The organism is Streptomyces sp. NPDC085524, from assembly GCF_044541755.1.
GTDB lineage: Bacteria > Actinomycetota > Actinomycetes > Streptomycetales > Streptomycetaceae > Streptomyces.
On the sequence record NZ_JBITTH010000064.1, the window covers coordinates 1 to 5462 of the forward strand.

A 5462-nucleotide genomic window follows, 5' to 3' on the forward strand; every position below is an offset into this window, starting at 1 on the left:
CGACTCTATCAGACTCTTTCGTGTCCGACTTCCTCGGTGCTTTCCAGGTCTTCGCTTTCGCGCTTTCCCTTTCCGGCGGTTCCGACTCTATCAGAAGTTTTCCACCGGATTTCCCCGGCTTCGATTCCCGAATGAAGAGTCGAGTGTCCCCACATGAAATGCGATTCCTTGTGGGGGCTGCTGCCGAGCGTGTCCCGCTCCAGGCAACTGCTCGACTCTACAACCGTGGCCGTGGGGGTGTCAAAACGACCGGCCACCCCACGACGAGCGTGGGTCCCACGTGGGAACGAGGGTCCGGCCAGGGTCGATCGGGCCGGTCACCTGTCGTCCGGGCCGAGGAGGTAGGCGCCCCTCGCGAGGCTCTGCAGGATGCTGGCCGCGGTCACCCCGGCGGTCAGGCTGCTGGAGTCCAGAACGTTCGCCTCGTACGCGCCCATATCTCTGAACCGGGCGTGCATCGACCGGATCGGTTCGGGGTCGGTCAGAGCGTCTCCGGTGCGGCCGGTCGCCCGTTCCATGGTGGTGTCCTGGTCCGGGCGGAGGACGACGTAGTTCAGCGGCACGGCGTGTTCCTCGGCCGCGGCGCGGAAGAGGTCGATGAACCAGGGGCCGACGACGCCGTCGTACACCACGTGGTAGCCGCCGCCCGCGTAGCCGAACGCCGCCGAGACCAGTACCCGCAGGACTACCTGGTTCTGCCGATCGGCCTCCGGCAGGTAGGGCGGGACTCCCCCCTGTTTGATGCAACTCCAGAAGTCGTCGCTGTGCAGGTGGACGCTCGGGGTGAGGTGATCGGCGAGGAGCGCGGCCACGGTGCTCTTCCCCGCTCCCGGCGGCCCCGTCACGACGATCACCTGACCGGAGCGGGGAGAGGACGGCCCAAGGGTCGGCGGGTTCATCCCGCCACCGTGTCACGTTCCACCAGCGCACCGCTCTCGAATTCGGCTCCCGTGCGAAGGGGGAAGCCCGGGTTACCGGGCCGCCTCGAGGAGGATCTGCGCCAGCTCGTGCGGCTGGGAGAACATCGGCCAGTGGCCGGTGTCCATCTCGACCAGCCGCCACAGCTCGCCGGTCAGCAGCGCGGCCACGTCGTCGGTCGGCTCGGCGCCGTCGAGCAGGCACTTGACGTACGTCGCCGGGAGCTCGCCGAGCGGCCGGGCGAGAACCGCCGGCTCGGCCAGGGAGGCGCCGGGGTGCGGCGTCGCGCCGGACACGAGGCGGGCGGTCTGCCCAGCGGTGAGGCCCTGCCCCTCGCAGTCGGCCGCGGTCAGCGGCGCCCAGGAGCCGCCGTTCCCGGCGAGCGCGGCCTCCAGCTTCGCCGGTCCCTCCCACCACGCGGAGACGAACGAGGCGCCGTCCGCCGGCACGTTCGAGTCGACGAAGACCACACGCGCCAGCCGGTCACCGAGCCGCTCGGCGGCCTGGCCGACGGGAATGCCCGAGTAGCTGTGCCCGACCAGTACGACATCGCGCAGATCGAGGCGCTCGACCTCCTCCACGATGTCCCGGACGTGGGTCTGCTGCCCCGCGGGCACGGCCCGCTTCTCGGCGAGGCCGGAGAGCGTCAGCGGGAACGCCTCGTGGCCGGCCTCCCGCAGCACCGGCACCACGTCGTCCCAGGCCCACGATCCGAGCCATGCACCTGCAACCAGCACGAAGTTCGACATGGCCGCACGGTAGCCGAGGGGTCCGACAGCACCCCCGATCAGCGCGGGACCACCCAGCCCGGCGCCCAGGTCCCGGCGTCGTCGTGTTCGGCCGCGGTGGCGGCGAGGTGGGCGCGCAGGGCGGCCAGCGCCGGGTGGGGGTTGTCGCGGTGCCAGAGGAGCGAGTGCGGGTAGACGGGGGTCGGGTCGGTCACCGGGATGCGGCGCAGGCCGTGGCCGGCGGGCCAGACGAGGCGGGTCTGCTCTCCCATGAAGGTGGCCAGGGCCGGGGTGTCGGCGACGGTGTCGAGGAGCGCGTCGGAGCCGAAGTTGGGGCCGGTCGCCTCGATGGTGAGGCCGAACTCGGCGACGAGGTCGTCGTAGTAGGCGGCCCACTCGGTCCCGGGCACGATGCCGGGCATCCAGATCCGGTGCCCGGCGAGCTGGGCGACGGTCACCGACCGGGCTCCCGCCAGCGCGTGGGCCGGGCCGGTGAGCAGCTGGAGCGGCTCGTCGAGCACCCGTACGGACTCGATGTCCTCGGGCAGGGGCCGCCCCGGCGCGGCGACGGCGCGGAAGGACGCGTCGATCGCACCGGACCGGAGGGCGGCGATGGCCGTCTCGATGTCGAACAGCATCACCACGTCGAGGTCGATCTCGGGGTGGGCGCGGTGGAAGCCGCGCATCAGCCCCGACGGCGCGACGCGCGAGGCGATCACGTCGACCCGCAACGGTCGGCGGCCGGGGTGCACGGACGCGACCGCCCGCTCGGCGACGCGCAACAGCTCGCGCGCGTGGGGCAGGAAAGCCTGCCCGTCGATGGTGAGCTCCGCACCGCGCGCGGTCCGCGTGAACAGCCGTACACCGAGGCTGCGCTCGAGGGCGGCAATGCGTTTGGAGACGGCCTGCTGGGTGACCGACAGCTCGGCGGCGGCCTCCTGGAACCGGCCGCCGTCGGCGGCCGCGACGAAAGTCCGGACGGCTTCGAGGTCCATGCCGACACCCTACGGCCACAACGGATGGTTGTGCCTGCCGCCTCGACGGTTGTTTGATCCCGGGGCCTGTCGCTCGCTTTGATGATTCCGATCCCGAATCGGTTGTGCGGTCGAGTGGCGAGGGGCATCGGGCATGAGGAGCGGGCACCGGCTAGGGCGGCAGTTCGGATGGCTCTGGGGAGCGTACGGGGCCAGCGCCCTCGGCACCTGGCTCGCCTTCGGCACGTTCCCCCTGATCGCCATCCAGGTGCTGCACGCCGGACCGGCCGAGGTCGCCGCGCTCTCCTCCGTGGCGGCTGCCGTGGGGGCGGCGGTGGCGGTGCCGCTCGGCCCGTGGGTGGAGTTCCGCCGCAAGCGGCCGGTGCTGATCGCGATGGACCTGGTGCGGTTCGCGGCGCTGCTGACGGTGCCCGCCGCATTCGCGCTCGACGCGCTCACGTTCGTACAGCTCCTTCTGGTCTCGGCCGTCGTCGCGACGGCGGACATCACCTTCCGCGCAGCCTCCGGCGCCTACCTGAAGACACTGCTGCCGGCCGAGCACCTGCTCGTCGCCAACGCCCGGTTCGAGTCCACGTCCTGGACGACCACGATCATCGGACCGCCGCTGGGCGGAGCCGTGATCGGGCTCCTCGGCCCGCCGGCCGCAGTGGTCGCCGACGCGGTCAGCCACCTGCTCTCGGCCTTGGGAATCCGCGCAACCGGCGGGCGCGAGCCGCGGCCCGAGCGCCGGGAGAGCGCCCGCATGCGGGCCCGGGACCTGCTCGACGGCTGGCGGTACATCCTGGCCGACGCGACGCTGCGTCCGCTCTTCTTCAACACGGTCGTGTTCAACGGCCTGGTGATGGCCGCCCAGCCGCTGCTGGCCGTCCTGATGCTCGGCCGGCTCGGGTTCGCGCCGTGGCAGTACGGCCTGGCCTTCGCCCTGCCTTCGATCGGCGGGCTGCTCGGTGCCCGGGTGGCCCGGCCGCTCGTCACCCGGTTCGGGCAGCGCAGGGTCCTGGCGGCCTCCGGGGCCCTGCGCGCGGTCTGGCCCGTCGGCCTGGCCTTCCTGGGGCCGGGCACCGGGGGGCTGTTGTGGGTGATGGGCGTCGAACTCGGACTCATCTTCTGCTGCGGGGTCTTCAACCCCGTCTCCACCACCTACCGCCTCCAGCGCACCCCGGCCGACCGGGTCACCCGCACCCTGACCGCCTGGGCTGTGACGACCAAGGCCTCGACCGCGCTGCTGACCGCGGGGTGGGGCGTACTGGGCGCAGTACTCGGCCCCCGTACGGCCATCGGGCTCGCGGGCGTACTCGTACTGGCCACCCCGCTGATGCTGCTCGCCCGCCGCCAGGCGGCCGGAACAATCTGACCGGCCTACCCGCAGGCACCCGGGCGGCACCCGAGCACCAGCAGGTGCACGCTGGTCACCGCCAGCCCGCGATGGCCGTCGGCGCAACGCGCAGCGGCAAGGGCCTTGGCGAGTACCTCCGGTCCGAGGTCCTCCTTCCTGCCGGTCCGGCGCTCCTGCGCCATCAGAGCGGCAGAGGCGGGCCCCTGCACCCCGAAGACCTCCACGTGGGTCAGGCCCGCTTGCCTCGCCTCTTCCCCCAGTTCCCCGGGCGAGTGGCAGTACGTCGTGGGACCGTCCGGCCGGACACGCATCCCCGTCGCCGCGACGTCCGGTCCACCGTCAGCGCCCGGGTCCAGCAGGCCGATGTACCGGTTGATCGCGGCTGCGGCCACGAGGCCGCCCGGCCGGACGACCCGGTGTGCCTCCTGCCATGCGCGGACCCGGTCCTGCGCGTCCGGCAAGTGGTACAGGGGGCCCAGGAGCAGTACCGCGTCGAACGACCCGTCCGGCTCGGCCACATGCCGGGCATCACCGACGACCGCCGTCAGTCCCCGGTCGCGGGCCTGCCGTACGTGCCGCTCCACCGGGTCGACCACGACGACCCGGTACCCGTCGTCCGTGAGCCACCGCGCGTGCACTCCGGGCCCGCCGCCGACATCCAGTACGGACGCGGGCGGATCCGGAAGGCGGCTGCGCAGGAGCTCGCGGGTCCGCAGCAGCTCGAGCGTGCCGAGCGTACGGCCCGATGTGAGACGGGCGGCTTCATCGCCGGCGCCGTAGAAGGCGGTGATGTCCGGAAGCAGCGCCACGCAGGCCTCCCCCGCGAAGTCTGGTCGTCATGGGGAGAGTTGCACGGCCCACCGCCGCCCGCCAGAACCCGTCCCTCAGACGCCTGCCGTCCCCGGCGCGCCTGCGGTGCCCGCGCCGGGCTGTCGCACCATGAAGACGTCGACGGGATCCTGGGCCTCCACCGTGAACCCGTGCCGCTCGTAGAGCCGTTGGGCCGCACTGCCCTGCAGGACGTTCAGCCGTACGACCTCACGGTCGGCGTCGATCCGCGTCAGCAGTGCCCGCAGGACGGCCGATCCGAGCCCCTGCCCCTGGGCGGCCGGCGCCATGTAGAAGTGCTCCAGCCACCACCCGTCCTCAGCCGGACGTACGGTGACGCTGCCCGCGAAGTCGCCATCGGCCACGATGATCGACGTGTGCTGCTCGGAGAACGAATCCCGCAGCCGCTGCCGCACCTTGTGCTCGTCGTACCGCCCGAGCCGCTCCAGGTCCGGCCGCATGACGACGGCCCGCAGCTCCGCGATCGCCTCGACGTCCGCCGGCTCGGCGCTACGCAGCACCCATTGCACAGGTCTCGTATCCATGGGCCGACACGCTATCGGCCCGTAAACGCAGAAAAGCCCCGCACCAGAAGGTGCGGGGCTTTCCCACAATGATTGTTCGGCGGCGTCCTACTCTCCCACAGGGTCCCCCCTG

At 72.1% G+C, this 5462-nt stretch carries 6 protein-coding genes; 1 reads left to right on the forward strand and 5 read right to left on the reverse strand.

Annotated features, from left to right (window positions below; genetic code table 11):
• Positions 1-317: 317 nt before the first annotated feature.
• The 3 genes from ACIGFK_RS42295 to ACIGFK_RS42305 all read right to left on the reverse strand — a co-directional run bounded on the left by ACIGFK_RS42295 (position 318) and on the right by ACIGFK_RS42305 (position 2641).
• A complete protein-coding gene (locus ACIGFK_RS42295) occupies positions 318-899 on the reverse strand; it encodes an AAA family ATPase (RefSeq protein WP_400056138.1) in 582 nt (193 codons plus the stop codon).
• Positions 900-971: 72 nt separating this feature from the next.
• Complete coding sequence (locus tag ACIGFK_RS42300; RefSeq protein WP_376662194.1) at positions 972-1667, reverse strand: alpha/beta fold hydrolase; 696 nt, start codon at positions 1665-1667, stop codon at positions 972-974.
• A 38-nt stretch (positions 1668-1705) separates the two neighbouring features.
• Positions 1706-2641: a LysR family transcriptional regulator gene (locus ACIGFK_RS42305; protein ID WP_400056139.1), complete on the reverse strand. Its 936-nt coding sequence runs from the start codon at positions 2639-2641 to the stop codon at positions 1706-1708.
• 133 nt (positions 2642-2774) lie between these two features.
• Here ACIGFK_RS42305 and ACIGFK_RS42310 point away from each other — a divergent pair, with 133 nt between their 5' ends.
• Entirely contained in the window at positions 2775-3995 is a 1221-nt protein-coding gene (locus tag ACIGFK_RS42310) for an MFS transporter (protein ID WP_376662192.1), read from the forward strand.
• 5 nt (positions 3996-4000) lie between these two features.
• Here ACIGFK_RS42310 and ACIGFK_RS42315 read toward each other — a convergent pair whose 3' ends face one another.
• Together ACIGFK_RS42315 and ACIGFK_RS42320 are read right to left on the reverse strand one after the other, a co-directional pair.
• The gene (locus tag ACIGFK_RS42315; RefSeq protein ID WP_376662191.1) at positions 4001-4786 is read right to left on the reverse strand and encodes a class I SAM-dependent methyltransferase; all 786 of its coding nucleotides are present in this window, start codon (positions 4784-4786) and stop codon (positions 4001-4003) included.
• A gap of 75 nt (positions 4787-4861) precedes the next feature.
• Positions 4862-5350, reverse strand: a complete 489-nt coding sequence (locus ACIGFK_RS42320) for a GNAT family N-acetyltransferase (protein ID WP_376662190.1) — start codon at positions 5348-5350, stop codon at positions 4862-4864.
• Positions 5351-5462 lie beyond the last annotated feature (112 nt).

Excerpts from the sequence above, each read along its gene's own strand:
- ACIGFK_RS42295 (WP_400056138.1), bottom strand. The coding sequence starts at position 899 with ATGAACCCGCCGACCCTTGGGCCGTCCTCTCCCCGCTCCGGTCAGGTG.
- ACIGFK_RS42300 (WP_376662194.1), bottom strand. The coding sequence starts at position 1,667 with ATGTCGAACTTCGTGCTGGTTGCAGGTGCATGGCTCGGATCGTGGGCC.
- ACIGFK_RS42305 (WP_400056139.1), bottom strand. The coding sequence starts at position 2,641 with ATGGACCTCGAAGCCGTCCGGACTTTCGTCGCGGCCGCCGACGGCGGC.
- ACIGFK_RS42310 (WP_376662192.1), top strand. The coding sequence starts at position 2,775 with ATGAGGAGCGGGCACCGGCTAGGGCGGCAGTTCGGATGGCTCTGGGGA.
- ACIGFK_RS42320 (WP_376662190.1), bottom strand. The coding sequence starts at position 5,350 with ATGGATACGAGACCTGTGCAATGGGTGCTGCGTAGCGCCGAGCCGGCG.